The following is a 23,297-nucleotide window of genomic DNA, read 5'->3' as shown; positions in this document are numbered from 1 at the left end:
ACTGTAGAACTGTAGAACTGTAGAACTGTAGAACTGTAGAACTGTAGAACTGTAGAACTGTCTACCCAATCCCGAAAAATTCAGCTTTCTTCTTAAAGTATGGCTCAAAGACTTTCTTAAGGGATTTGTGTTCAGGTTTTGAAAGTTCATCATCAGTTCGGACAATCTGCCAAGCATCATTTTTTGCCTGTTCCAGTGTGATTCTGTCTTCCACAATATCACCAAACCTGAATTCGGGAAGTCCGCTCTGTTTGGTTCCGAGAAAATCTCCGGGCCCGCGAAGTTTTAAGTCCGCTTCTGCGATTTTAAAGCCGTCTGTGGTGTCGATCATCATCTTCAGGCGATAACGGCCGTCTTTACTGAGTTTCTGTCCGGGCATCAGAATACAATAGCTCTGTTTTCTGCCTCGTCCAATTCTGCCCCGAAGCTGGTGAAGCTGCGAGAGTCCGAATCTCTCGGCATGTTCAATGATCATGATGGATGCATTTGGGACGTCCACTCCCACTTCAATTACCGTAGTGGAAACCAGAATATCTATTTCGCCCTCAGAAAAGCGTTTCATAATTCCATCTTTCTCCTCAGGTTTCAATCGCCCGTGAAGCAGCCCGATCCGGAACTCCGGAAATCGCTGTTTCAACTTCTCAAAACCCATAGTGGCATCTTTTAAGTCCATCGCCTCAGACTCCTCAATCAGCGGATAGACGATATATGCCTGATCTCCTTTTTTGATGCTCTCTTCGAGGAAATTGTAGACACCGGCGCGTTCCTTATCTGTTCGTACGGCTGTTTTGATCGGTTTGCGACCGCCGGGCAGCCCTTCAATAATTGAGATGTCTAGATCGCTGTAGATGGTCATAGCCAGGGATCGCGGTATGGGTGTGGCAGACATCACAAGCAGGTGGGGACTATCACCCTTTAGCAGTAATTCATTTCTCTGCTTAACACCAAAGCGGTGCTGTTCGTCAATCACCGCCAGGCCGAGGCGGTTAAACTCTACCTTATCCTGAAAGATGGCATGGGTTCCCACAGCAATCTGGCACGTTCCACCGGCTATATCACTCAGAATGTCCCGACGCAGAGCTGCAGACTGGCTGCCCGTAATTAACCTGTGATTAAGACCCAGCGGTTCCAGGAAATCTTTAATGGTGTGATAGTGCTGCTCAGCGAGGATTTCGGTAGGTGCCATGAGTGCTGCCTGCATACCGTTATCCACAGCCATCAGCATGGACCCTATAGCAACAACTGTTTTGCCGGCGCCAACATCGCCTTGAATCAGACGGTTCATCTGCTTTCCTGACTGCAGATCTATACGAATATCTTTTAATGAGTTTTTCTGCCCGTCGGTCAGCTCAAATGGAAGCTGCTCGTTAAAGAATCGTTTTGTGAGTTCACCGGGCTCTAAAACTTTTCCTTCAGCCCTTGTTATGCGGATGTTTTTAATTTTGGCCATGCTCAGCTCAAACAGAAAGAACTCCTCATACTTGAAACGCTCCAGCGCTTTATTGGCCTGCTGTTGAGTCTCCGGTTTATGAATAGCCCTGAACGCCGGATCTCTTTTTGGGAATTTGTATCGATCAAGAATATCGTCGGGTAAAAATTCAGGAACAGTGGTTGAATTTAAAATTTGCTGAATCCAGTCTGAAATCAGCTGATTGGTGATGTAAGCCTTAGAAAAATGTTTGTTGCTTGGATAGATGGGAGTCAGGGTTTTAAACTGCTCAACATCGTCAGGTCCTGAAATCTGATCCACTTCCGGATGCGCCATGCTCATGTAGCGGCCATAACGTTTAGCGGTGCCATAAAGCGCTACCCATTCTCCTTTTTTAAACCGGTTAATGAAATACTTCCACCCCTTGAAGTAGGCAACTTTCATAGAGCCGCTATTATCCTGAATAATAACTTCCAGTCTTTTTTTGTTTTTATAGCCGGACACATTCACTGAATGAACTTTACCGGCAACAGATACAGGCTCACCGGATTCTCTGAGTAATCCGATGGGTTTAAAGTTGGACTTGTCCAGATATCTGCGAGGAAAAAACATCAGTAAATCTTCGGGGTGATGTATTCCCGCGGATTGTAAAGCAGAGAGTCTTTTTTGACTTAGATTATGTAGATCAAGAAGCTTCAAATTGATATAGTGTTATATAACAATTGTATGATTTATTTTTACTGAAATAGCCGTTTATGATATGTTTTGAATACTATATAGAATTTTCAGACCAAAAAGGAAAAAAGTTTGATAAATATTTTGCATATACGATGGTTTAATTGCTATCTTTATCAGCTCTTGATTTTACGAAACCAAACCGGTAAAACTCGTGCCTACAATACAACAACTTATTAGAAACGGCAGACGAAGCAAGGTGAAGAAAACAACATCACCTGCGCTGCAGAACTGCCCACAAAGACGTGGTGTTTGTACCCGTGTTTATACAACAACACCAAAGAAGCCTAACTCAGCTCTGCGTAAGGTAGCAAGAGTTCGATTAACGAATGGCTATGAAGTAACAGCTTATATCCCTGGTGAAGGTCATAACTTGCAGGAACACAGTATTGTGTTGATTCGAGGTGGCCGTGTAAAGGATCTCCCCGGTGTGCGGTACCACATTGTTCGTGGTACACTCGATACTGCCGGAGTTGACGATCGTAAGCAGGGAAGAAGCCATTACGGTACTAAGAAACCAAAAGGTTAACACAGGGATTTTTAATCTTTAGAGATTATGCGCAGAAAAACAGCAGAAAAAAGAGAAATACAACCGGATCCGATATTTAATGACAAATTGGTTACCCGGTTTGTGAATAGCTTGATGCGTGACGGCAAAAAAGGCGTTGCAAGAAAGATTTTATATCAAGCTTTTGAAATTATTGAAGAAAAAACCGGTGAAGAGCCAATTGAAGTATTCAGAACGGCTCTGTCTAATGCATCTCCGGTAGTAGAAGTGAAAAGCCGCCGAGTGGGTGGTGCTACTTACCAGGTGCCAATGGAAGTTCGTTCCGAAAGAGGAACAGCACTTGGAATGAGATGGCTAATTCGTGCATCTCGTCAAAGAACCGACAAGTCAATGGCTATTCGTTTGAGTCGTGAATTGATTGACGCCTCAAAAAATGAAGGCGGAGCGGTTCGAAAGAAAGATGAAACACATCGAATGGCTGAAGCGAATAAAGCTTTTGCTCATTTCCGATTCTAAAAATTTTAGTTTTTAAAACACAATTTCATGTCAGAAGCAACGACAAAAAATGATCCGAAAATTATAGACCGAATTCGCAGGACGCGAAACATCGGTATTATGGCTCATATTGATGCCGGTAAAACAACCGTTACGGAACGTGTTCTGTATTACACCGGACGAAGTCACCGAATGGGTGAAGTTCATGATGGTGCAGCCACTATGGACTGGATGGAGCAGGAACAGGAACGTGGTATTACCATTACATCTGCTGCTACACACTGTATCTGGAAGGATCACAGAATTAACATTATCGACACGCCGGGTCACGTTGACTTTACCGTTGAAGTAGAGCGTTCTCTTCGTGTGTTGGATGGTTCAGTTGCAGTGTTTTGCTCTGTAGGTGCTGTTCAGCCACAATCTGAAACTGTTTGGCGTCAGGCTAACAAGTATAAGGTTCCGCGCATGGCGTTTGTAAATAAGATGGACCGTACAGGTGCAGATTTTTACAACGTAATTGATCAAATGCGCGATAAGCTAAGCGCAAACCCAATTCCTATTCAGATTCCAATTGGAGCTGAAGAAAACTTTAAAGGTGTTGTTGACTTGATCAACATGCAGGGAATTGTTTGGGATGATGAGTCTTTAGGTGCGAAGTATGAAATCGTTGATATCCCGGAAGACCTCAAAACAAAAGCTGCCGAATTCAGAAAGCTGATGCTTGAGAACATTGCTGATCATGATGATGAGTTGATGGAAAAGTATCTGATGGAAGAAGAGATTACTGAAGAAGAAATTAATAGCGCCATCAGAAAAGCTACTTTGGCTCGCGATATTACTCCGGTTCTCTGTGGTACAGCCCTCAAGAATAAAGGAGTTCAGGTACTGCTTGATAAAGTAATTGAATATCTGCCGAGTCCGCTCGATGTAGAGCCGGTTGACGGTATTGATCCGAAAGATGAGACCAGGACAATGAAGCGTGCTCCTAGTGTTGATGAGCCTTTTGCTGCTCTCGCATTTAAGATCGCTACTGATCCATATGTTGGTAAGCTCACATTCTTCCGCGTTTATTCCGGCCAGCTGGAAAAAGGTTCATATATATTGAACTCTACAACCGGAGAGCGTGAGCGTGTAGGTCGTATTCTTGAGATGCACGCGAATGACAAGAAGGATATTGATATTGTACGTGCCGGCGATATTGCGGCAGCTGTCGGAGTTAAGAAAGTAAATACCGGTGATACATTTTGTGATGTAGATGATCCGATTATACTTGAGCAAATTACATTCCCGGAGCCTGTTATTAAATTGGCAATTGAGCCTAAGTCTAAAGCAGATGCCGAGAAATTGACTACCGGTCTTGTTAAACTTGCTGAAGAGGATCCGACATTCCAGGTTACAACTGATGAAGAAACAGGTCAGACTACCGTTGCCGGAATGGGTGAACTTCACCTTGAAATTATTGTAGACCGGCTCAGAAGAGAATTTAAAGTTGAGGCGAATGTAGGTCAGCCACAGGTATCTTATCGTGAAACGATATCCAAACCTTTCGAACACCGTGAGATTTATAAGAAACAAACCGGTGGTCGTGGTAAATTTGCTGACATTTCATTTGAAATAGGTCCCCTCGATCATTTTGAGCAGTTTGCAGATGATGATAAAAAAGTATCTGTTGATGAGGATTTCAAATTCATCAATGAGATTGTAGGTGGTAATATTCCACGTGAATTTATTCCTTCTGTTGAAAAAGGATTCCGACAAGCCATGAAAAATGGTATACAGGCAAATTATCCTGCACAAAAAATTGGAGTGCGTCTGTTTGATGGTTCTTACCATGACGTTGACTCCGATCAGGTTAGTTTTGAACTCTGTGCTAAACTGGCATTTAGAAATTCAGCAAAAAAAGCCGGTCCTCAACTACTCGAGCCTGTAATGGCAGTTGAGATTACTACACCTGAAGATTTTATGGGTGATGTAATTGGTGACATTAACGGTCGGCGCGGAATAATCCAGAAGATGGATAACAACGTAGAAGGTTCTGTTGTGAAAGCTAAAGTTCCGCTTTCAGAAATGTTTGGATATTCAACAGATCTTCGATCAATCACACAAGGCCGTGCGGCATATTCAATGGAGTTTTCTGAATATGTACCGGTACCTGATTCAAAAGCTCAGGAAATCATTGAACAACAAGCTTAATAACTACTAAAAAAGAAATTAATCATGGCAAAAGAGAAGTTTGAGCGGAGTAAGCCGCACGTAAACATAGGGACGATTGGTCACGTAGACCACGGTAAGACGACACTAACGGCAGCGATTACCACGGTAATGGCGAAGACCTATGGTGGAGTTGCCAAGCAGTTTGCAGATATTGACAATGCCCCCGAGGAGCGCGAGCGTGGAATTACCATTGCAACGGCTCACGTGGAGTATGAAACCGAAGATCGTCACTACGCACACGTTGACTGCCCGGGTCACGCCGACTATGTGAAGAACATGGTGACCGGAGCAGCTCAGATGGACGGTGCGATTTTGGTGGTTGCCGCCACCGATGGCCCGATGCCACAGACCCGCGAGCACATTCTGCTTGCCCGTCAGGTTGGTGTACCGCAGATTGTGGTATTCATGAACAAGGTGGACCTGGTAGACGATGAAGAACTTCTGGAGCTGGTAGAGCTTGAAGTACGCGAGCTTCTCTCCTCCTATGAATTTGACGGAGACAACATTCCTGTGGTTCAGGGAAGTGCTCTTGGCGCACTGAACGGCGAGGAAGAGCATGAGAAATCCATCGTTGAACTGATGGACGCCGTGGATGACACCATCCCGACTCCTGAGCGAGACGTAGACAAACCATTTTTGATGCCGGTTGAGGATGTATTCTCCATTACCGGTCGTGGAACGGTTGCCACCGGACGTATAGAGCGTGGGGTTGTGGAACTGAACGACGAGATTGAGATTGTCGGGATTGTAGAACAGCCGATGAAGAGTGTGGTTACCGGAATTGAGATGTTCCGCCGCCTGCTTGACCGAGGAGAGGCCGGAGACAACGCCGGTATTCTGCTTCGCGGGATTAACAAAGAGCAGCTCGAGCGCGGGATGGTTCTTTGCAAGCCGGGCTCGATCACCCCGCATAAGCAGTTTGAGTGTGAGGTATACGTGCTGAGTAAAGATGAAGGTGGACGTCACACGCCATTCTTTAAGGGATACCGCCCGCAGTTTTACTTCCGTACGACGGATGTAACCGGAGCGTGTGAGCTTCCTGATGGTGTTGAGATGGTCATGCCGGGCGACAATGTGAAGTTGTCGGTAACGCTGATCCAGCCGGTAGCGATGGAAGAAGGTCTTCGATTTGCGATCCGAGAGGGTGGGCGAACCGTAGGCGCCGGAGTAGTAACGAAAATACTTGACTAAAGGATTTTAAAAGTGGCAACACAACAGAAAATAAGAATCAAGCTAAAATCATACGATCACAACCTGATTGATAAATCAGCTGAAAAAATTGTTCAGACTGTAAAATCAACAGGCGCAGTGGTGTCCGGTCCGATTCCATTACCGACCAAGAAAAACATCATCACTGTTAACCGATCTGTTTTTGTGGATAAGAAATCACGAGAGCAGTTTGAGTATCGATCACATAAACGGTTGATAGATATACTGTCAACCGGTTCACAAACCGTTGATGCCCTGATGAAGCTAGAGCTTCCTTCCGGCGTGGATGTAGAAATTAAAGTGTAAAAATTCCAAAAGTACCATGAGTGGTTTAATCGGAAAAAAAGTGGGAATGACAAGCATCTTTGACGAGATTGGTCGCAGTATTGCGGTTACAGTCATCGAAGTACCGGCTTGTACAATTACCCAAATAAAAACAGAAGAAAGTGACGGATACAAAGCCGTTCAGCTAGCAGCTTTTGATAAGAAAAGAAAAAATATTTCAAAAGCACTGAATGGACATTTTGAAAAAGCCGGATCTGAGCCAAAGAGAATTGTAACTGAATTCAGAAATTATATTCCTGAAGGATTTGAAATTGGCGATGAACTGAACATCGAAGACGTATTCTCTGTAGGAGATCATGTTGATGTGGCCGGAATTTCAAAAGGAACCGGATTCACTGGTGTGATTAAGCGTCATAATTTCCACGGTGTTGGAGGCCAGACACACGGTCAGCATAACCGGGAAAGAGCGCCAGGATCCATTGGTCAGGCATCTGATCCATTCACGAGTATTTAAGGGAATGAAAATGCCCGGACGCTCCGGAAATAAAAGAACTAAAATTAAAAATCTTTCTGTAGCTAAGATTCTACCAGAATCGAATCTGCTAATGATTACCGGATCAATCCCGGGTTCTAAAGGCGGCTACGTAGAGATTTATAATCAATCACAGGAATTAGCCTGATGGAATTATCGATCTATAAAACTGACGGAACAAGCAGTAAGAAAAAGGCTCAGTTGAGTGATTCTATCTTTGCAATTGAGCCCAACGAAACTGTTTTATACGAAGATGTACGTCGTATACAAGCAAATAATCGTCAAGGTACAGCAAAGACAAAGGAAAGATCAGAAGTTAGAGGCGGTGGAAGAAAAGCCTACAAGCAGAAAGGAACAGGTATGGCGAGAAGAGGTACTATACGCTCTCCGCTATTGAAAGGCGGTGGTACTGTTTTTGGACCTAAGCCAAGAACTTACACGGTTAACCTTTCAAAAAAAGCTAAAAGGCTTGCACGTAAATCAGCTCTTTCACTAAAAGTGAATGAGGAATCATTGATGATTGTGGAAGACTTTAGTTACGAGGCACCAAAAACTAAACAGATTATTGAGCTTTTAACCGCACTCAAACTTGATGGGAAAAAAGTTCTACTGTTAACGCCCGAGAATGACAAAAACATCTTTATTTCTGCAAGGAATATCCCAGGTGTTAATGTACTGGAGGCGAGTAAGCCATCTACTTATGAAATTATGAAAGCTGATGTTGTTGTATTTCAAGAAAGCGCGATTACAGTTCTTGAAAACAGCATCGAACCAAAAGTTGATGAGGAAGCAGCATGAGTGTTTTAGTACAACCATTAATTACAGAAAAACTTACGCGGCTTCAGGACGAGCATCAGCAATATGCATTTGAGGTAAGCAGAAATGCTACTAAACCTGAAATCAGAAAAGCTGTTGAAGAGAAATATCCTGAAGTTAAAGTTGCCAAAGTGAACACAATTATTGTTCCTTCTAAGCCGAAAGGCCGATTCACGAAAAGTGGATTTGTCAGTGGTAGAAGTAAAGTGTGGAAAAAGGCGATTATTACGCTTAAGGAAGGAGAAATAGACTTTTTCAGCGAAATTTAAAGAATTTTAAACAATGGCTACTAAGCAATTAAAACCAACAACTCCCGGACAGCGCCATCGTGTTGCACCAGTATTTGATGATGTAACAACGAACAGGCCGCAAAAATCCCTTACAAAAGGAGCGGGTAAATCGGGCGGTAGAAATAACCGTGGCCGCATGACGTCCAGACGCAGAGGCGGTGGTCATAAGCGTAAGTATCGGGTAATTGATTTTTACAGAAATAAATTCGACATCCCTGCTAAGGTTCAGACTATAGAGTATGATCCTAACAGAACAGCACGGATTGCTCTTTTGGCTTATGCAGACGGAGAGAAGCGTTATATTCTTGCGCCAAGTAAATTAAGTGTTGGCGATACGGTTATCAGCAGTAAAACTGCAGCTCCGGAGAATGGAAATGCAATGCCTCTGAAGAACATGCCTCTTGGTACTATTATTCACAATATTGAAATGGTGCCCGGTAAAGGCGGACAGCTTTGCAGAAGTGCAGGTACAAATGCACAGTTGGTTGCAAAAACTGATAAGTATGCAACTGTTAAACTGCCATCCGGTGAAGTGAGAATGGTTCTATCCAATTGTTTTGCTACAGTTGGTACAACCAGCAACACAGATCACTTTAATACATCAAAAGGAAAAGCCGGTCGTAACAGATGGCTTGGACGCAGACCTAAAGTTCGCGGTGTAGCCATGAACCCGGTTGATCACCCAATGGGTGGTGGTGAAGGTAAGGCTTCCGGTGGACACCCAAGATCACCGTGGGGTCAATCTGCAAAAGGTAAGAAGACAAGAAAACCGAAAAAGTTATCGTCTAAGTTTATTGTAAGACGTAGAAAAATTAAAAAAGCTAAATAAGTATGCCACGTTCGCTAAAAAAAGGGCCTTTTGTTCATTATAAGCTTCAGCGTAAAATCGATGCAGTGAATGAAAGCGGCAAAAAGAAAGTAATCAAAACCTGGTCTAGAGGTTCGATGGTAACACCGGATTTCGTTGGCTTAACGATAGCTGTACACAACGGTAAGCAGTTTATACCTGTGTACATCACTGAAAATATGGTTGGACATAAGCTCGGTGAATTTGCACCGACCAGAACGTTTCGTGGCCATCCACTTAAAAAAGCTAAATAATTAAAAGAGACTGATTGATGGAAACGCCAGTATTTGAAGCAAAAGCAGTACAAAAACATCTCAGAAAGTCTCCTCGTAAAGTGAGACTGGTTGCAAATTTTGTCAGAGGTGAACGAGTAGATAAGGCACTTGCAAAGCTAGAATTTGAATCAAAATCTGCTTCAACTGATGTGGCAAAGGTGATTAAGTCGGCTGCTGCAAATGTAAGAGATAAATTTCAGGAAGAGCGTCTCGACAACGACCTCTTATTTATTAAAGAAATTTATGTAGATGAGGGTGTAACGTTGAAAAGAATTCAGCCGGCTCCGATGGGACGTGCCCATAGAATAAATAAAAGAAGCTGCCACATATCAGTGGTTGTAGCTAAGCTTCAGGAAGAAACTGTAACAGAAGAATAAACGAGTAGAACATTGGGACAAAAAACCAATCCAACCGGACTAAGACTTGGAATCATTCAAGGATGGGAATCCAACTGGTATTCTGAAGAGAATGAACCGGCAATGCTGCTGGAAGATCATAAGCTTCGAGAGTACTTGGCAACCCGTTTAAGAAATGGCGGATTATCAAATGTGGTAATCGAACGAACACCCAAGAGAATATTGCTGACTTTGAATACCTCAAGACCCGGTGTTATTATCGGTAAAGGCGGTGAGCAAATTGAGCTTCTTCGTGAGGAGCTGAAGAAAATCACAAGTAAGGAAGTTCAGATTAATGTTAGTGAAATAAAGCGGCCTGAGCTGGATGCCAGCCTGGTAGCTCAAAACATTGCTCAGCAGCTTCAAGCTCGTGTATCATTCAGAAGAGCGATGAAAACAGCTCTATCTTCTGCGATGAGAATGGGTGCCAAGGGTATAAAAATCAAATGTGCCGGTCGACTTGGTGGTGCTGAAATGGCACGAACCGAGCAGTATAAGGAAGGACGTGTTCCATTGCATACATTGAGAGCAAACATTGATTACTCCAACACAACCTCAAACACCATTTATGGTTCAATCGGGGTGTCAGTTTGGATATTCAAAGGTGAAATTATCGGCGATGTTGATTTATCACCCGGCTCTCAGGCACAACAAGAAGATGAGCCACAACGCAAACGTTCCGGTAAATCTGGTGACAGAAGATCCAGAAGATCGAAAAGACGCAGTAGAAATTAACCGTTTTAGTATAGAACAATGTTAGAACCAAAAAGAGTAAATAGAAGAAGAGTTCATCGTGATAAGCTAAAAGGGAACGCTCAAAGAGGTCACACTCTTGCTTTTGGAAGTTTTGGACTAAAAGCGATGGAGCCCAAATTTATCACATCCAGACAGATTGAAGCGTGTAGGGTAACAATTGCACGTACTCTGCAGAGAGATGGTAAAACGTTTATCAGAATTTTTCCTGATCGTCCGATTACACGGAAACCTGCTGAAACACGTATGGGTAAAGGTAAAGGTACATTGGATCACTTTATTGCAGTTGTTAAACCGGGCAGAATTCTGTTTGAAATTGCCGGTGTAAGTGAAGAGCAAGCGAAAGAGGCTCTCAGACGTGCATCTAATAAACTGCCAATTAAAACGAAATTTATTAAGCGTCGCGATTACGACGGTGTATAATTGACAGAGGATCAAAGATGAAAGCACACGAATTACGAGACTTGACAATGACGGAATTGGAGGCCAGGCTTAAAGATGAAATCGAAGCTCTGGAAAACTTTCGATTCAACAAAGCTATTGCCGGCCAAATTGAAAATCCGGCCAAAATTAAAAATACTAAACGGGAAATTGCCCGCTTAAATACGATTATTAATGAAAAATTAGGTGCTGAATAAATTATGGCTGAAGCACAAAGATCACAAAGAAGAACCAGAACCGGTCGGGTTGTAAGTGACCGAATGGAAAAGAGTATTACAGTTGCCGTAGACAGACAGATCAAACACTCTATTTATGGCAAGTTTATCACCAAAACAACGAAGTATATGGCACATGACGAAAATAATGATGCCAAAATTGGTGATACTGTACTAATAATGTCAACTCGACCTCTATCCAAACGCAAGACATGGCGCTTGGTAGATATCGTAGAAAGAGCTAAATAACGTTCAATCTTGTAGGTAGATCTCATGATTCAAACGCAAAGTGTATTATCAGTCGCTGACAACAGCGGCGCAAAAAAAGTGATGTGTATTAAGGTTCTTGGAGATTCAAGAAGACGTTATGCACGTATTGGAGATTTGATCTCATGCTCTGTTAGAACAGCAATTCCCGGAGGAAATGTTAAAAAGGGAGAAGTTGTACAAGCTGTAGTTGTGAGAACTAAAAAGGAAATTCGTCGCCGTGATGGTAGTTATATTAGATTTGATGAAAACGCGGCTGTAATTATTAACAAAGAAAAGGAACCGGTTGGAACTCGGATTTTCGGACCTGTAGCCAGAGAGCTTCGGGAAAGAAATTTCATGAGAATTGTTTCACTGGCTCCGGAAGTACTTTAAAATCATATTTGTTATGCCACGTAAGTATAACACCCAGAAGAAATTACATGTTAAAAAAGGCGATAACGTTTTAGTTATTGCCGGAAATGACAAAGGAAAACGAGGACGTGTTCTCTTTGTATATCCTAAAACCGATCGAGTATTGGTTGAAGGGATCAACATGAGAACCCACCACGAAAAACCTTCACAGGATAATCCACAGGGCGGTCGTCTGAAAAGAGAAGCGTCTGTACATTTATCTAATGTGATGGTTATTGATCCAACAACTGATGAGCCGACACGAATCGGACGTAAAAGAATTGAAGAAGAAGGTGGAGGCCGTTGGGTTCGATATGCAAAAACCAGTGGCGAAATCATTGATAAATAATTAGTAGAATGGCTGAAGCAAGACTTTATACAAAATACAAAGAAGATATTATACAGAAGCTCAGAGATGAGTTTAAGTATGAGAACATCATGGGTGTACCCAAATTGCAAAAAATTGTGATTAACGTGGGAGCCGGTGATGCCATGAATGATGCCAAGATACTCGACGTCATTACCGATAATATCGCAACAATTACAGGTCAAAAGCCTGTAAAAACTAAGGCAAAGAAATCGATTGCGAACTTCAAATTAAGAGAAGGTATGCCTATCGGTTGTAAAGTAACGCTGAGAGGAAAAATAATGTATGAATTTCTCGACAGGCTCATTAACTTGGCGCTGCCCAGAACCAGAGACTTTCAAGGTGTTCCGAACAAAAGTTTTGATGGCAGAGGGAATTATACAATGGGTATAAAAGAGCATACCATATTTCCTGAAATTGATGTTGATAAAGCAAAATTGGTTCATGGTATGGACGTCACCTTTGTAACTTCAGCAGAAAGTGATGAAGAAGCCTTTACGCTTCTGCAACACTTTGGAATGCCATTCAAAAAATAATTTAACACTAAGAAAAAGTTCGACAATGGCTAAGAAATCCTGGATAGCGAGAAACGAAAAACGAAAACGAACAGTAGAAAAATACGCTGAAAAAAGACGCGAGCTTAAAGAAGCCGGCGACTATGAAGCGTTGCAAAAACTACCTCGTGATGCAAGTCCTACTAGAGTAAGAAATCGTTGCTCAATTACCGGACGATCAAGAGGATATGTGGGCAAATATGGAGTATCAAGAATTAAATTCCGTGAACTTGCTCTAAACGGTAAAATTCCCGGCGTTCGAAAAGCAAGTTGGTAAACTGGAGATTTTAAATTATGCATAGCGACACAATATCAGATTTTTTAACACGCATTAGAAATGCACAGCGTGCCGGTCACAGACGCGTTGATATCCCTGCTTCAAAGATTAAGCGGGCGATGACAAAAATACTCGTGGATAAAGGTTACGTAAATAAGTTCATCGATATCGAAGATGAAAAACAGGGTATTATCAGAATTTTTCTGAAATACGATGCTTACGGTAAGCCTGTAATTCGCGAAATGAAACGTGTATCCAAACCGGGATTGAGAAAGTACAGTTCATCTGAAAAAATACCACGATCCTTTAATGGTCTTGGAGTTGTGATTGTATCGACTTCAAGAGGTGTAATGACAGATAAAGAAGCTCGTAAACTTAATGTAGGCGGAGAAATTCTCTGCACTGTTTACTAATAAAAGAATTAGAGAAAAGTTATGTCCAGAATAGGTAAGCAGCCCGTTCCATTACTGAAAAATGTAGAATTTTCTATTGATGCCGATAACATAGCTACGGTTAAAGGCGATCAAGGAACCGGTACACTGCGTATACATCCGGAAATAAAAGTAGAAGTTAATGAAAGTGAGATTATTGTATCTCGCAGCAGCGATTCTAAAGAACATAAATCGCTACATGGTCTCTACCGATCTTTGATCGACAATATGGTTAAAGGTGTTTCTGAGGGCTATAAAAAGAAACTTGAGATTATCGGTGTCGGTTACCGTGCTGCCTTTGCAGGCGGTGTTCTTGAGCTGAACCTCGGTTATTCGCATCCAATACATTTTGTTCCACCTCCAGGAATTGATATTGAAGTGGATACAAAAACCAAAAAGAATCCAATTCTTGTCATCAGTGGAGTAAATAAAGAGTTGGTTGGTCAGGTAGCGGCTAAAATCAGATCATTACGAAAGCCTGAACCTTACAAAGGGAAAGGAATTCGCTACGTGGATGAATATGTACGTAGAAAAGCCGGTAAATCTGCAGCTAAATAATTTTAGAGATCTTTTAGAACCATGAAAAAGAATAAGAAAAAGACAGAACGTAGAAATAAGATCCGCAGACGAATTCGTTCTACGATCCGCGGCACTGCTGAAAGACCACGTTTAAGTGTTTTCAAAAGTAATAAGCACGTTTATTTACAGCTTATTAACGACAGAGAAAATGCAACTCTGGTTGCGATGTCAACTCAGTCTGACGAATTAGAGAAAGAATTGAAAGATAAACCGGGAGTTGAAGCTGCCCACCTGGTAGGTAAAGCTCTTGCAGAGGCAGCTAAAGACCAGGGAGTTACCAAAGTGGTTTTTGACAGAAGTGGATATAAGTACCACGGTGTTATTAAAGCTGCTGCCGATGGTGCCCGTGAAGGAGGATTAGACCTATAAATAATTTTAATTATGCCTAAAGTAAGAAGAAAACATAATATTCCGGCTGCCAACCTTAACCTTGAAGAGAAGCTTGTTCATATAAACAGGGTTTCTAAGGTTGTTAAAGGTGGTCGTCGATTCAGTTTCAACGCAATTGTAGTAGTTGGTAACGGTGAAGGTGTTGTTGGTCATGGATTGGGTAAAGCAAATGAAGTTGCTGATGCCATCCAGAAAGGATTTGACAATGCCAAGAAAAACCTTATCAAAGTGCCTATCACAAAAGCAGGTAGTATTCATCATCCTGTAGTTGGTAAAAAAGGTGCGGGTAAAGTTTTATTACGACCAGCAGCTGAAGGTACAGGTGTAATTGCCGGCGGACCTGTGAAATCTATTCTTGAGGTTGCCGGATTCCACAATATTCTTTCAAAATCCCTTGGGTCTTCAAACCCTCATAATATGGTGAAAGCTGCTTATGAGGCGCTCAGAGAACTAACCGATCCGGTTGAAGTTGCTCAGCGAAGAGGAATAAGCGTTAGTAAAGTTTTTGAAGGATAATCAATCGTTTTAAAAGAGTTTTATCATGAAATTACACAATTTAAAAGCTCCGGAAACCAACAAAAAAACTCGTAAGAGAGTTGGACGTGGACAAGGCTCCGGAATCGGTGAACAATCCGGACGTGGCCATAATGGGCAGAAGTCCAGAAGTGGTAGCAAAGTGAAGGCTTGGTTCGAAGGTGGACAAATGCCGCTTCAGAGACGGGTTCCAAAGTTTGGTTTTAAAAATCCGTTTAGAGTAGAGTACAAAGCTTTAAATGTTCAAAAATTAGCTGACTTTATTGAAGCAGGCCGATTATCAGAAAACATTACTATTGCAGATTTAGTAGGTGCAGGTCTTGTTGATGATAAGGAAAGGGTGAAGCTATTAGGCACAGGCGAATTGAGCCAGAAAGTGTCTATCGAAGTTCATGCTTGCAGCAATTCAGCAAAAGAAAAAGTTGAATCCGCAGGCGGAGAAGTAACCATCATCTCGTAATAGCCACAATCACATCAGTTGAAGATATCTAATGAGTTTAATAGAGAACTTTAGAAACATATTTAAAATCGAAGACCTTAGAGATAGAATTCTCTATGTGGTTGGAGTTTTAATGGTTTATCGTATCGGGAGTTATGTTACGATGCCGGGAGTAGATGCAAGTTTATTAACTTCTCAACAAGGTGACGCATCAAGTCTTTTAGGACTTTTTGACCTTTTTGTAGGAGGGGCATTTTCCAGAGCCGGTGTATTTGCGCTCGGAATTATGCCATATATTACTGCAGCTATTATCATTCAGCTGATGGGTGCTGCAGTACCTTACTTTCAAAAGCTTCAGCGAGAAGGTGAGGAAGGAAGAAGAAAAATCAACCGTTTAACACGATATGGAACGGTAGGTATTACAGCAGTTCAGGCAATCGGATTTGCGATCAACTTAATAGCAACTTCGCCTGATGCTATTGTAGTTACCAATGCCACCTTTATTTTTACTTCTATTGTAGTTTTAACAGCCGGTACCACATTTGTAATGTGGCTGGGTGAACGTATTACTGACAGGGGAATTGGTAATGGTATTTCATTGCTGATTATGATTGGTATTATTGCAGTGTTGCCTACAAATCTGATGAACGAAATTCAGACTACCAACAATGCGATTATCGTCATTATTGAGTTGGCAGGTTTGGCACTTGTTATTGCTTCTTGTGTGCTCTTGACTCAAGGGACAAGAAAAATTCCGGTGCAGTACGCAAAACGTGTCGTTGGCCGAAAAGTATATGGCGGAACAACACAGTATCTGCCGATCAGGGTAAACGCTGCAGGTGTAATGCCGATTATTTTCGCACAGTCCATTATGTTTATCCCAAGTACTGTGGGTACATTTTTCCCTGAAAATCAAACAGTGCAGTGGTTAACAGCTTGGTCTTCTGATTTTACGGGAATTACATATTCGATAATATTCTTCATTATCTGTGTGTTCTTTACATTTTTCTACACGGCCATTGCGGTTAACCCGAAAGAGATGGCTGATACAATGAAACGTCAGGGTGGATTTATACCGGGCGTACGACCAGGTAAACAAACTGTAGAGTTTATCGACAATATTTTGACAAAGATTACATTGCCCGGATCGCTGTTCTTGTCATTCGTTGCCATTATGCCGGCGATTGTTGCAAGAATGGGAGTAACACCGGGATTCGCCCTCTTTTACGGGGGAACAAGTTTGCTGATTATTGTTGGTGTAGCATTGGATACACTCCAGCAAATTGAAAGTCATCTGATGATGAGACATTACGATGGATTCATGAAATCAGGCAAGATAAAAGGTAGAAGAAGAGCCTGATGATCTATCTTAAAAGTGAATCAGAAATTGAAAAACTACGGGAAGCTGCGCAGCTGGTGTCCAGAACACTGGCAGAAGTGGCAAAGAAAATAAACCCGGGAGTTCAAACTGGTACACTGGATAGAATTGCAGAAGACTTTATCAAAAAAAATAATTCGCGACCGGCTTTTAAGGGTTATGGTTCCAAACAGAACCCGTTTCCGGCCAGCTTGTGTATTTCAATTAATGAAGAAGTTGTTCACGGTATTCCCGGGAAACGTGAGCTTAAAGAAGGGGATATTGTATCTGTAGACTGTGGTGTAGAAAAAGACGGATATTTTGGTGATCATGCCTACACTTTTGTAGTTGGAGAGTGTGATGATAAAACCAAAAAGCTGTTAAAGTCGACGCTGGAATCTCTTTATAAAGGGATTGACAAAGCAGTACATGGAAATAAGATCGGAGATATAGGCTCTGCGATTCAAAAACACAATGAAGCCGAAGGGTTTGGTGTTGTAAGAGACCTTGTTGGTCATGGGATTGGAAAGAATATGCATGAAGATCCTTCAGTACCTAACTTCGGGAAGCCGGGTAAAGGTGAAAGGTTGCGATCCGGAATGACTTTGGCTATCGAACCAATGATCACGGAAGGAACCTGGAAAGTTAAAACATTGTCTGACGGTTGGACAATTGTAACAGCTGACGGTTCAAGGGCAGCACACTTTGAACATGACGTTGTAGTTAGAGAAGGAAAATCTGAAATTCTCAGTACTTTTGATTATATTGCTGAGATCACAAAAAATGAAATTCTAGAAACGCATTATGGCTAAACAAGAGCCGATAAAGCAAGACGGAAAAATATTAGAAGCATTACCTAATGCTCAATTTAAAGTTGAGTTGGATAATGGCCATGAAATACTGGCTCATGTATCGGGTAAAATGAGAATGTACTACATAAAAATCTTACCGGGTGACAGAGTACAAGTGGAAATGTCTCCGTATGATTTGACGAAAGGAAGAATAACATATCGTTATAAGTAAAAAATAGGATTACTATGAAGACTAAATCCTCAGTTAAGAAAAGAAGTTCAGACGACAAGATAGTTCGGCGTAAAGGTCGTGTCTATGTAATTAATAAAAGGAATCCGCGTCATAAGCAGCGGCAAGGTTAAAAATTATTGGATTTGATTTATGGCAAGAATCGCAGGTGTTGATTTACCGAAGCAAAAGCGAGGCGTAATAGCGCTGACCTACATTTTTGGAATCGGCAAAACCACAGCAAAAGAAATTTTGGACGAAACCGGTATCGATCACGATACCAAGGTAGTTGACTGGAATGAAGACCAGGTAGCTGCGCTGCGTTCAATTATTGATAACGATCTGAAAGTTGAAGGTGCTTTGCGTACTGAGATTAACGGAAATATCCGTCGACTTATCGAAACAGGTAGTTATCGAGGTGTTAGACACAGAAAAGGTTTACCGGTTCGTGGACAGCGTACTCAAACTAACGCGCGCACACGAAAGGGTAAGAGAAGAACTGTAGCCGGTAAGAAGAAAGTTACTAAATAACGAATAATATTTTAATCTAATGGCTAAACGACAAAGAAAAGCTGCAGGTGATAAAGTAGCAAGAAAGAAGAAGAAAAAGCAGATTGCGAACCCAAATGGGATGGCATTCGTGAAGGCAACATTTAATAATGTTCTGGTTAGCGTAACTGATGCTAACGGCAATGTGTTGTCATGGTCATCATCTGGTAAAGAAGGGTTTAAAGGGTCTAGAAAAAATACTCCCTACGCAGCTCAGCTGAGTGCTGAAACTGCAGCAAAGGCAGCATATGATATGGGACTTCGTAAAGTTGAAGTTTTTGTAAAAGGTCCCGGATCAGGTAGAGAATCAGCCGTTAGAGCACTGGCAACAAGTGGATTAGAGGTAGTTTCTATCAAAGACCGGACTCCAATACCACACAATGGATGCCGCCCTCCCAAAAGAAGAAGAGTTTAAAATTAATACATTTAATTAGATGGCACGATACAGAGGTCCAAAGCAAAAAGTAGCGCGTAGATTCAGAGAACCAATTTTTGGTCCCAGCAGCGCTTTAGAAAGAAAACCATACGGTCCTGGTCAACACGGTAGAAGCCGTTACAGCAGGAAATCTGAGTATGCTGTTCAGCTTGATGAAAAGCAGAAGGCAAAATACACATATGGTCTGCTCGAGAAACAGTTCCGTAACTTATACGAAAAGGCCAACCGTCAGGAAGGCGTAACGGGCGAAGTTCTTTTACAGCTGTTAGAATCCAGATTGGATAATGTTGTATTCAGAATGGGATTTGCGAGAACAAGGCGACAAGCCAGACAGTTGGTTTCTCACAAGCATATTGTAGTAAATGGACAGGTGGTAAATATACCATCTTATCAGATCAAGTCGGGAGACGTAGTCACAATTCGTCCTAAATCACGCGATTTGGATTTAATTACCGAAACCTTGCAAAGTTATTCAACAAGCAAGTATAAGTGGCTTGAAACGGACAAGAAAACGAAAACAGGTAAGTTTTTGAATGTCCCTGTGATGGAAGAAATACCTGAGAATATCAACGTACAGTTGATTATTGAGCTTTATTCTAAATAATATAAACAGTTTTTTAAAGATCCAGCTATGAACAGCTATAGTTTACAGATGCCTGATATACTTGAGGTAGAAAAAGAAACAGAGAACTTTGGTACATTTATTCTTCAGCCGTTAGAGAGAGGATTTGGTGTTACCATCGGTAATTCTTTTCGCAGAGTTCTTTTGTCCTCACTGCCGGGTTTAGCAATTACTGCTGTAAAAATAAACGGAGTTGATCATGAGTATTCAAGTATAGACGGAGTTAAAGAAGATGTCTATGAAATTATCTTGAATCTCAAGCAAATTCGTTTCAAGCAGGTTGAACAAAGTGGTGGTGTAGTAACAATGACTCTGAAAGGCCCCGGTAACTTTACCGGTAAAGACATTGATGACGCAACAGCAGATTTTGATGTTTTGAACCCTGAAATGGTTATTGCAACACTATCAGAAGATGTTGAATTAAATATTGAATTACGTGTTGGCCGCGGACGAGGATATGTTCCCGCAGAAGAGATGGCATCTGACTTTGAAGATGATGTTAGCTTGATGCCGATTGACGCAATATTTACACCGATCAAGTCTGTACAGTTTGATGTGGATAATGTTCGTGTTGGGCAAAGAACTGACTATGAGAAATTAGTATTGAATGTAACTACTGATGGATCATTAAATGCTAAAGAAGCTCTCACAATATCCGGTAAGATTCTCAAGGAACACATTGAGAAATTTATTACTGAGAAAATTGAAGAGCCATTTACACAAGAGGAAGAAGAAGTAGATGCTGAAAAGCAACGTGTAGCAAGCTTGCTTAAAACAAGTATTGAAGATCTGAACCTGAGTGTAAGAGCATATAACTGTTTGAAATCGGCCAATATCAATTCTATTGCTGAGTTGGTTTCTAGAGAAGAACAGGATTTATTAAAGTTCAGAAACTTTGGTAAAAAATCTCTTTCTGAGCTTGTCGAAGTAATCGAAGAAAAGAATTTGGAATTTGGAATGGATGTTTCCAAATATCTTGACAAATAAGAGGATAACGAATCATGCGTCACCAAGTTAAAGGAAGAAAATTAGGAAGGTCTACACCACACAGAAAAGCTACATTACAAGCTTTAGCTGTAGCCTTAATCAAGGAACAGCGTATCCAAACTACTTTGCCAAAAGCGAAAGAGTTGAGGACATACGTTGAGCCCATTATTACCAGGGCAAAAGAAGATACCACACATAACAGACGTCAGGTATTCTCAAAATTGAGAGATAAATATGCCGTGACTGAACTGTTCGATAATATCATCCCTGAAGTGGGTGATCGGCCGGGCGGATATACCAGAGTAGTAAAACTTGGTAGAAGACTGGGAGACTCTGCTCAGCTTGCTGTAATTGAACTGGTTGATTTTAACGATGTGAAACCTGAATCGGCTGAGAAAAAGCAAAAACGTACTCGCCGAGCCGGTAAGTCTAATAAGCCAACAGGTGCTGCTGAGGAGACTCAGAAGGAGAAGAAAACTGAAAAGAAGAAAGAAACTCCTAAAGCAGAAAAAGAAGAGAAAGTAGAAGAAGTTAAAGCATCAGAGAAATCTGATGAAGCTGATAACACATCTGAAGAAAAGTAAAATACTTTCAAAGTAACCTTGACTTAGGTTAAGGTTACTCCTTATATTGAAAGTCTTCCGCAGATTTTAAGGTTGTTTGATAACATTGATCTGCGAGAAAATATCCAAACTTTTTTATTTTAATTTTGGGTTTTGTTTGAGAAACTCGTAAGTTTGGAATCTGTCGCAAAAGCGAAATGCCTGGTAGGGTTTGCGGATGTGGCGGTGAAACATTGTTCTTTGAAGGTAGTGAAGTATAGACAGATTATTGAGTGAGCCTTGGAGCAGAACTTGAAGAATGTAGTTTAATTATTACAATGGAGAGTTTGATCCTGGCTCAGGACGAACGCTGGCGGCGGGCCTAACACATGCAAGTCGAAGGAGAAGGGAGGTGCTTGCACTTCCTGGAGACTGGCGCACGGGTGAGTAACGCGTAGACAACCTGCCTATAACAGGGGGATAACCACTCGAAAGGGTGGCTAAGACCGCATAATGCAGCGGGGCCGCATGGCCACAGTTGTTAAATCCCGACTTTGTCGGGAGGTTATAGATGGGTCTGCGTGCCATTAGCTAGTTGGTAGGGTAAAAGCCTACCAAGGCGATGATGGCTAGGGGGTCTGAGAGGATGATCCCCCACACTGGAACTGAGACACGGTCCAGACTCCTACGGGAGGCAGCAGTGAGGAATCTTGCGCAATGGGGGAAACCCTGACGCAGCCACGCCGCGTGCCGGAAGACGGCCCTATGGGTTGTAAACGGCTTTTGTTTGGGAAGAAAGTACAGGTTTCGACCAGTATTGACGGTACCAATTGAATCAGCACCGGCTAACTCCGTGCCAGCAGCCGCGGTAATACGGAGGGTGCAAGCGTTGTCCGGAATCATTGGGTGTAAAGGGTGCGTAGGCTGGCGCCTAAGTCTGAGGTGAAATCTTGCCGCTTAACGGTAAAATGGCCTTGGATACTGGGTGTCTTGAATCTGACAGAGGTCGGTGGAATTCGTAGTGTAGCGGTGAAATGCATAGATATTACGAAGAACACCAGTGGCGAAGGCGGCCGGCTGGGTCAGTATTGACGCTGAGGCACGAGAGCGTGGGGAGCGAACAGGATTAGATACCCTGGTAGTCCACGCTGTAAACGATGTATGCTAGTTGTTGGGCCGTTAGGTTCAGTGACGCAGTTAACGCAGTAAGCATACCACCTGGGGAGTACGTTCGCAAGAATGAAACTCAAAGGAATTGACGGGGGCCCGCACAAGCGGTGGAGCATGTGGCTTAATTCGATGCAACGCGAAGAACCTTACCCGGGCTAAATCCACGATGACCGGTCCCGAAACGGACCTTCCCTTCGGGGCATCATGGAAGGTGCTGCATGGCTGTCGTCAGCTCGTGCCGTGAGGTGTTGCCTTAAGTGGCGCAACGAGCGCAACCCCTGTGGTTAGTTACCAGCACGTCAAGGTGGGGACTCTAGCCAGACTGCCTACGCAAGTAGTGAGGAAGGTGGGGACGACGTCAAGTCATCATGGCCCTTATGTCCGGGGCTGCACACGTGCTACAATGGATGGTACAGAGGGAAGCTACCCAGCGATGGGCTGCAGATCTCAAAAGCCATTCCCAGTTCGGATTGGAGTCTGCAACTCGACTCCATGAAGGTGGAATCGCTAGTAATCGCGTATCAGCAATGACGCGGTGAATACGTTCCCGGGCCTTGTACACACCGCCCGTCAAGCGATGGAAGTCAGGAGTACCTGATGTCGGCGTGCTAACTCTTCGGAGGGGCAGCTGCCTAGGGTAAGCCTGGTAACTGGCGCTAAGTCGTAACAAGGTAGCCGTACCGGAAGGTGCGGCTGGATCACCTCCTAGGAATAAGTTCTCCCGGGGCTTACCAATAATCTGTCTATACTTTGATGCCTTCCGGGGCAGAAGGGCAGGCGGCGCCGCTCTGCCGAGGGTCCCGAAAGCGTTCGGGATCAGGTGGTTGGCGCGAGCTGGCCACAGGAGTCAGGTCCCTGAAACATGGGCTTGTAGCTCAGGTGGTTAGAGCGCACGCCTGATAAGCGTGAGGTCGCAGGTTCAACTCCTGCCAAGCCCACCGTCG

Annotated in this window: 33 protein-coding genes, 1 tRNA gene, 1 rRNA gene and 1 pseudogene; 35 read left to right on the top strand and 1 reads right to left on the bottom strand. The window is 42.7% G+C overall.

Annotated elements, in window-relative coordinates:
* Nucleotides 1–61: 61 nt before the first annotated feature.
* A complete protein-coding gene (gene recG, locus U5K35_RS03640) occupies nucleotides 62–2,128 on the bottom strand; it encodes an ATP-dependent DNA helicase RecG (protein WP_322570110.1) in 2,067 nt (688 codons plus the stop codon).
* A 190-nt stretch (nucleotides 2,129–2,318) separates the two neighbouring features.
* Here recG and rpsL point away from each other — a divergent pair, with 190 nt between their 5' ends.
* From rpsL to U5K35_RS03465, 35 genes and pseudogenes are all read left to right on the top strand, one after another.
* Nucleotides 2,319–2,693 carry a 30S ribosomal protein S12 gene (rpsL, locus tag U5K35_RS03635; protein WP_322570109.1) on the top strand — a complete coding sequence of 125 codons (375 nt, stop codon included), beginning with the start codon at nucleotides 2,319–2,321 and terminating at the stop codon, nucleotides 2,691–2,693.
* Between the two features lie 24 nt (nucleotides 2,694–2,717).
* Complete coding sequence (gene rpsG / locus U5K35_RS03630; protein WP_372903039.1) at nucleotides 2,718–3,188, top strand: 30S ribosomal protein S7; 471 nt, start codon at nucleotides 2,718–2,720, stop codon at nucleotides 3,186–3,188.
* A gap of 27 nt (nucleotides 3,189–3,215) precedes the next feature.
* Complete coding sequence (fusA, locus tag U5K35_RS03625; protein WP_322570107.1) at nucleotides 3,216–5,360, top strand: elongation factor G; 2,145 nt, start codon at nucleotides 3,216–3,218, stop codon at nucleotides 5,358–5,360.
* Nucleotides 5,361–5,384: 24 nt separating this feature from the next.
* A complete protein-coding gene (gene tuf / locus U5K35_RS03620; RefSeq protein WP_322569997.1) occupies nucleotides 5,385–6,572 on the top strand; it encodes an elongation factor Tu in 1,188 nt (395 codons plus the stop codon).
* 12 nt (nucleotides 6,573–6,584) lie between these two features.
* Entirely contained in the window at nucleotides 6,585–6,896 is a 312-nt protein-coding gene (gene rpsJ, locus U5K35_RS03615) for a 30S ribosomal protein S10 (protein WP_322570106.1), read from the top strand.
* Between the two features lie 16 nt (nucleotides 6,897–6,912).
* Nucleotides 6,913–7,555, top strand: a pseudogene (rplC, locus tag U5K35_RS03610) (50S ribosomal protein L3).
* The gene (rplD, locus tag U5K35_RS03605) at nucleotides 7,555–8,205 is read left to right on the top strand and encodes a 50S ribosomal protein L4 (RefSeq protein ID WP_322570105.1); all 651 of its coding nucleotides are present in this window, start codon (nucleotides 7,555–7,557) and stop codon (nucleotides 8,203–8,205) included. The pseudogene rplC and the gene rplD overlap by 1 nt, the downstream one beginning before the upstream one ends.
* Complete coding sequence (gene rplW, locus U5K35_RS03600; protein WP_322570104.1) at nucleotides 8,202–8,492, top strand: 50S ribosomal protein L23; 291 nt, start codon at nucleotides 8,202–8,204, stop codon at nucleotides 8,490–8,492. Before rplD ends, rplW begins: the two co-directional genes overlap by 4 nt.
* Nucleotides 8,493–8,505: 13 nt before the next feature.
* Nucleotides 8,506–9,342: a 50S ribosomal protein L2 gene (rplB, locus tag U5K35_RS03595; RefSeq protein WP_322570103.1), complete on the top strand. Its 837-nt coding sequence runs from the start codon at nucleotides 8,506–8,508 to the stop codon at nucleotides 9,340–9,342.
* Nucleotides 9,343–9,344: 2 nt separating this feature from the next.
* On the top strand, nucleotides 9,345–9,614 hold the full coding sequence (rpsS, locus tag U5K35_RS03590) for a 30S ribosomal protein S19 (RefSeq protein ID WP_101074009.1): 270 nt from the start codon (nucleotides 9,345–9,347) through the stop codon (nucleotides 9,612–9,614).
* 17 nt (nucleotides 9,615–9,631) lie between these two features.
* A complete protein-coding gene (gene rplV, locus U5K35_RS03585) occupies nucleotides 9,632–10,012 on the top strand; it encodes a 50S ribosomal protein L22 (protein WP_322570102.1) in 381 nt (126 codons plus the stop codon).
* A 12-nt stretch (nucleotides 10,013–10,024) separates the two neighbouring features.
* A complete protein-coding gene (rpsC, locus tag U5K35_RS03580) occupies nucleotides 10,025–10,765 on the top strand; it encodes a 30S ribosomal protein S3 (RefSeq protein WP_322570101.1) in 741 nt (246 codons plus the stop codon).
* Between the two features lie 18 nt (nucleotides 10,766–10,783).
* Nucleotides 10,784–11,206, top strand: coding sequence for a 50S ribosomal protein L16 (gene rplP / locus U5K35_RS03575; RefSeq protein WP_322570100.1), 423 nt, complete (start codon nucleotides 10,784–10,786; stop codon nucleotides 11,204–11,206).
* Between the two features lie 17 nt (nucleotides 11,207–11,223).
* A complete protein-coding gene (gene rpmC / locus U5K35_RS03570; protein ID WP_101074005.1) occupies nucleotides 11,224–11,421 on the top strand; it encodes a 50S ribosomal protein L29 in 198 nt (65 codons plus the stop codon).
* Between the two features lie 3 nt (nucleotides 11,422–11,424).
* A complete protein-coding gene (gene rpsQ / locus U5K35_RS03565) occupies nucleotides 11,425–11,688 on the top strand; it encodes a 30S ribosomal protein S17 (RefSeq protein WP_322570099.1) in 264 nt (87 codons plus the stop codon).
* A gap of 24 nt (nucleotides 11,689–11,712) precedes the next feature.
* Entirely contained in the window at nucleotides 11,713–12,081 is a 369-nt protein-coding gene (gene rplN / locus U5K35_RS03560; protein ID WP_322570098.1) for a 50S ribosomal protein L14, read from the top strand.
* A gap of 13 nt (nucleotides 12,082–12,094) precedes the next feature.
* Nucleotides 12,095–12,448: a 50S ribosomal protein L24 gene (rplX, locus tag U5K35_RS03555; protein WP_322570097.1), complete on the top strand. Its 354-nt coding sequence runs from the start codon at nucleotides 12,095–12,097 to the stop codon at nucleotides 12,446–12,448.
* 8 nt (nucleotides 12,449–12,456) lie between these two features.
* Nucleotides 12,457–13,002, top strand: a complete 546-nt coding sequence (gene rplE, locus U5K35_RS03550) for a 50S ribosomal protein L5 (protein WP_322570096.1) — start codon at nucleotides 12,457–12,459, stop codon at nucleotides 13,000–13,002.
* 25 nt (nucleotides 13,003–13,027) lie between these two features.
* On the top strand, nucleotides 13,028–13,297 hold the full coding sequence (gene rpsN / locus U5K35_RS03545; protein WP_322570095.1) for a 30S ribosomal protein S14: 270 nt from the start codon (nucleotides 13,028–13,030) through the stop codon (nucleotides 13,295–13,297).
* Between the two features lie 17 nt (nucleotides 13,298–13,314).
* Nucleotides 13,315–13,710: a 30S ribosomal protein S8 gene (gene rpsH, locus U5K35_RS03540; RefSeq protein ID WP_322570094.1), complete on the top strand. Its 396-nt coding sequence runs from the start codon at nucleotides 13,315–13,317 to the stop codon at nucleotides 13,708–13,710.
* Nucleotides 13,711–13,731: 21 nt separating this feature from the next.
* A complete protein-coding gene (gene rplF / locus U5K35_RS03535; RefSeq protein WP_322570093.1) occupies nucleotides 13,732–14,286 on the top strand; it encodes a 50S ribosomal protein L6 in 555 nt (184 codons plus the stop codon).
* Nucleotides 14,287–14,307: 21 nt separating this feature from the next.
* On the top strand, nucleotides 14,308–14,676 hold the full coding sequence (gene rplR, locus U5K35_RS03530; protein ID WP_322570092.1) for a 50S ribosomal protein L18: 369 nt from the start codon (nucleotides 14,308–14,310) through the stop codon (nucleotides 14,674–14,676).
* 12 nt (nucleotides 14,677–14,688) lie between these two features.
* On the top strand, nucleotides 14,689–15,213 hold the full coding sequence (rpsE, locus tag U5K35_RS03525; RefSeq protein ID WP_322570091.1) for a 30S ribosomal protein S5: 525 nt from the start codon (nucleotides 14,689–14,691) through the stop codon (nucleotides 15,211–15,213).
* 25 nt (nucleotides 15,214–15,238) lie between these two features.
* Complete coding sequence (rplO, locus tag U5K35_RS03520; RefSeq protein ID WP_322570090.1) at nucleotides 15,239–15,691, top strand: 50S ribosomal protein L15; 453 nt, start codon at nucleotides 15,239–15,241, stop codon at nucleotides 15,689–15,691.
* A 31-nt stretch (nucleotides 15,692–15,722) separates the two neighbouring features.
* A complete protein-coding gene (gene secY / locus U5K35_RS03515; RefSeq protein WP_322570089.1) occupies nucleotides 15,723–17,030 on the top strand; it encodes a preprotein translocase subunit SecY in 1,308 nt (435 codons plus the stop codon).
* Nucleotides 17,030–17,839, top strand: a complete 810-nt coding sequence (map, locus tag U5K35_RS03510) for a type I methionyl aminopeptidase (RefSeq protein ID WP_322570088.1) — start codon at nucleotides 17,030–17,032, stop codon at nucleotides 17,837–17,839. The genes secY and map overlap by 1 nt, the downstream gene beginning before the upstream one ends.
* Nucleotides 17,832–18,050, top strand: coding sequence for a translation initiation factor IF-1 (gene infA / locus U5K35_RS03505; protein WP_069133459.1), 219 nt, complete (start codon nucleotides 17,832–17,834; stop codon nucleotides 18,048–18,050). Before map ends, infA begins: the two co-directional genes overlap by 8 nt.
* Nucleotides 18,051–18,064: 14 nt before the next feature.
* On the top strand, nucleotides 18,065–18,181 hold the full coding sequence (gene rpmJ / locus U5K35_RS03500) for a 50S ribosomal protein L36 (protein ID WP_101073991.1): 117 nt from the start codon (nucleotides 18,065–18,067) through the stop codon (nucleotides 18,179–18,181).
* A 19-nt stretch (nucleotides 18,182–18,200) separates the two neighbouring features.
* Complete coding sequence (rpsM, locus tag U5K35_RS03495; RefSeq protein WP_322570087.1) at nucleotides 18,201–18,578, top strand: 30S ribosomal protein S13; 378 nt, start codon at nucleotides 18,201–18,203, stop codon at nucleotides 18,576–18,578.
* A gap of 19 nt (nucleotides 18,579–18,597) precedes the next feature.
* Nucleotides 18,598–19,011 carry a 30S ribosomal protein S11 gene (gene rpsK / locus U5K35_RS03490; protein ID WP_322570086.1) on the top strand — a complete coding sequence of 138 codons (414 nt, stop codon included), beginning with the start codon at nucleotides 18,598–18,600 and terminating at the stop codon, nucleotides 19,009–19,011.
* A 19-nt stretch (nucleotides 19,012–19,030) separates the two neighbouring features.
* Nucleotides 19,031–19,636 (top strand): 30S ribosomal protein S4, encoded by a 606-nt coding sequence (gene rpsD, locus U5K35_RS03485; protein ID WP_322570085.1) that lies wholly within the window; start codon nucleotides 19,031–19,033, stop codon nucleotides 19,634–19,636.
* Between the two features lie 27 nt (nucleotides 19,637–19,663).
* Nucleotides 19,664–20,641: a DNA-directed RNA polymerase subunit alpha gene (locus U5K35_RS03480; RefSeq protein WP_322570084.1), complete on the top strand. Its 978-nt coding sequence runs from the start codon at nucleotides 19,664–19,666 to the stop codon at nucleotides 20,639–20,641.
* Nucleotides 20,642–20,655: 14 nt separating this feature from the next.
* On the top strand, nucleotides 20,656–21,225 hold the full coding sequence (gene rplQ / locus U5K35_RS19515; RefSeq protein ID WP_416221577.1) for a 50S ribosomal protein L17: 570 nt from the start codon (nucleotides 20,656–20,658) through the stop codon (nucleotides 21,223–21,225).
* Nucleotides 21,226–21,518: 293 nt separating this feature from the next.
* Nucleotides 21,519–23,062, top strand: a 16S ribosomal RNA gene (locus U5K35_RS03470).
* Nucleotides 23,063–23,217: 155 nt separating this feature from the next.
* Nucleotides 23,218–23,291 (top strand) — tRNA-Ile (locus tag U5K35_RS03465).
* Nucleotides 23,292–23,297: the final 6 nt, after the last annotated feature.

The organism is Rhodohalobacter sp. (assembly GCF_034521535.1).
Taxonomy (GTDB): Bacteria; Bacteroidota; Rhodothermia; order Balneolales; family Balneolaceae; genus Rhodohalobacter.
The sequence above is the reverse complement of the archived record's forward strand: the minus strand, read 5'-3'. Positions and strand labels throughout refer to the sequence as shown.